Annotated in this window: 3 protein-coding genes; all 3 read left to right on the top strand. The window is 37.4% G+C overall.

Features of this window, described 5'->3' with window-relative positions:
- Positions 1-351: 351 nt before the first annotated feature.
- Positions 352-1,647, top strand: a complete 1,296-nt coding sequence (locus AC1DIV_RS29790; protein WP_477577943.1) for an IS110 family RNA-guided transposase — start codon at positions 352-354, stop codon at positions 1,645-1,647.
- Between the two features lie 674 nt (positions 1,648-2,321).
- Complete coding sequence (locus AC1DIV_RS29795) at positions 2,322-2,774, top strand: hypothetical protein (RefSeq protein WP_477577944.1); 453 nt, start codon at positions 2,322-2,324, stop codon at positions 2,772-2,774.
- A gap of 208 nt (positions 2,775-2,982) precedes the next feature.
- Positions 2,983-3,176 (top strand): PLDc N-terminal domain-containing protein (locus tag AC1DIV_RS29800; RefSeq protein ID WP_477577945.1); only part of this gene is annotated, 194 nt, incomplete at its 3' end.

The raw sequence follows: 3,176 nt of genomic DNA on the forward strand, positions 1-3,176 counted from the left end.
TGAATCAATTCATGCCTGAACTGTCATTTGATTTTTAATGAAAGTACAGTCTTTGGCATTGGAAAAAACTAATTGTTTTACATAATGAAAAAGCCACCGGCTATGTAGCCGGTGGACCGCATATTCCTCCTAATAAGGTAAACACTATTCACCATGTTCCAGTTAAACGGCTTGAACCAACAGACGAACATAATAGGTTGCTGCGGCAACCTTTTTCTTACGGAACTAACGGGGCAGCATTCCTGTAATAACTGAAAATGAAGTTTGAACGAAAAAAGACCTCTTGATAAATGAATGTGTCCTAAGCTGGCCAGCTAAAAAAGGACAAAACATCTATTTGGAGGTCTCACAATGAATTATAACCAAAATCATAAAATCACTCAAATTACTTCTGAAACCTTAATTGTCGGAGTAGATATAGCCAAGCACAATCATGTCGCAAGAGCACAGGATTTTAGAGGATTGGAACTGGGTAAAACGTGTTTCTTTGAAAATACGAATGCAGGATTTCATTCGTTTCTAGATTGGATTAACCAACTTGTTAAAGAGTGTAAGTTAAATCAAGTGATTGTAGGCATGGAGCCAACCGGTCACTACTGGTTAAATCTAGCTCATCTTCTAAAAGAGAATAATATTAAGTTCGTATCTGTCAATCCACTACATGTTAAACGAAGTAAAGAATTAGACGATAATTCACCTACAAAGAATGACGTGAAAGATGCAAAGGTCATCGCACAATTAGTCAAAGACGGAAGATACGCCGAACCAACAATTCCACAAGGAATTTATGCAGAACTCCGAGTGGCCAAAAAACTTCCCGATCTTCTCAACGTTGACTTACAAGTCGTTCAGGGACAAGTTCATAACTGGCTTGATCGTTACTTTCCCGAATTTTTGACAGTGTTCAAAAGTTGGGAAGGCAAGGCAGCTATTCATTTTCTAAAGCTAGAAGCCTTGCCACATGAACTTGTAAATTATACGGAAGAAGAGCTCTTACTTTCCTTAAGACAAGTGGTAAAACGCAGTATAGGCTTAAAGAAGATACGAGCACTYAAAGAAGCAGCCAATCGTTCKATTGGTATTCGTCAAGGGGCAGCTATGGCGAAATTAGAGTTGAGAGCTTTAYTAGAGAAGTATGATTTTATTCAAATGAAATTCGAAGAATTAGATTATCAATTAGATCAGTTATTAGACCATATCCCAGGTGTYACWCAGATGTTAGAGGTGTCAGGRATYGGTCGAGATACWGTAGCAGGGTTTTTCGCAGAGGTCGGCGACCTCAGAGACTATCAACATCCTCGCCAAATCGTAAAATTAGCAGGTTTAAGTTTAAAAGAAAACACATCCGGAAAGCACAAAGGTCAGACCAAGATTACCAAACGGGGACGAAAGAAATTGAGGGCTCTCTTATTCCGGGCAGCCATGATACTGGTGGCAAAGAACAAGGCTTTTAAAGCTCTCCATATATATTACACAACACGTGCTCAGAATCCATTAAAAAAAATGCAATCTCTRATAGCYTTRTGTAACAAGCTTATTCGAATTCTGTTTTCAATCGGTAAAAAACAATTTACGTTTCAAGAAGACAAGATGTTAATGGATATCCCTCATATGGCAACATTTATGGTACATCAAACAGTCGCATAGTTCATCGAATTTAAGGTTACACGGTCATTTAATTAACACTCATTTAAAAGTGAAGCACGGATTAGTCGGCAAAGCAACTAACGTGAGGGCTTAGATCCTGTGGGGCAGCATGACCGACATCCACCTCATGGAAAGGTTGAACGAAGGAATGTAGGAGCATCGACTCTGTGAGACATGGGAGGGTTGACCTCCATGAGACATGTGGATATCCTAAAGTGCGATTATAACATTGATTAAACCAATTTTTTCCTATAATTGGCTAGTTTAGCATACACTTTTTTCGATAAATCCCTACCCTTGAGGAGTGATGCCGAGCTTACATAAATAACTGTTAATGATATGACTATGAAATTCGAAGAATTCTAGAGCAATCGTGAGATTGTGTTTAGTTTATTGAGGGAGGCTAGTTGAAGAGTGCTGTTTGATCTTTATTCAACAATTGGGCCATATAGTTGAATAAAGGAATTTTTTTGTAACATAATTTTTTGTTCTAAACAACTATTTGTTGAATGATCTGCATTTTTCAACGAAAGGATGAGCTTCTAACCGTTAAAAGTAAACATATTCAGCTTGTGGTGCATATACTGGATTGGTCCTTTATATAGGGTAGTAAATAAGATATCTAATCCTTTATTCTTCAGAACATAAACTTTAAATTTAGGGGGAGATTAGTATTGCAAACTGCACAGCAAACAATGGAATTCCCATCAGTATGGGGTATCCATGCTGCTATGGCTGGTAGACCAATCGATTGGGCGTACTCAACATTAACTCCTATTACAGATAACAGGGTAATTGGTAAGGTTAATTTTCGTGGTACACCTATTCCAATTAATGGATCTTGGGATGGAAACACCAAACATATAAGATTTGATTCACCTTATGCCACATTTTCTGGAAACTTAGCCATATTTGATGAACCCCAGATTAGAATTCGACATTTTATTTTAAATGGGAGGCTTATGAAACCTCCTTCTTTACAAGCAGGCGAATACGGAACATGGGTTGCTACAACCGATAGAGCTCTTACCGGATATCCCGTAATTAGTGGTACCTTTCCCCCTGTTGGAGTCTTTTTAACATCGAATATACTTAGTCAGTTACAGCAGAATAATGTGAGATTTTAGGTTTAAATGGAAGAAATGTAAAAAGAACCTCCTTTTTTGTTTTTCGATACATCTCCAACATTAAATTTCCTGTGACAAAACAAACTAATTACAAAATTATTTGAGGTGTCTCATGAGAAAGGTCAATCTAAACAATTCCTCGTATTCCAAACGTATACTTGCTACATAGTTTGTACATGTTAAGGGAAAAACTAAGGAGGAATTTTAGTTGGAGTGGATTTTTTTTCTATACCTGTTAAATACGTTCTTTATCTTATTCATAGCAATTTGGGAAGTTCGTCGGCCAGCCAAAGCTTTGAATTGGATAGTAATCGTCCTTGTTTTGCCTGTCATTGGTTTCTTACTATATCTTAGCATATCAAATCCCAAGCTTATTCATCGTAAAAGATTGACCTCTTCTCA

This window comes from Peribacillus sp. 05N428, assembly GCF_056397085.1.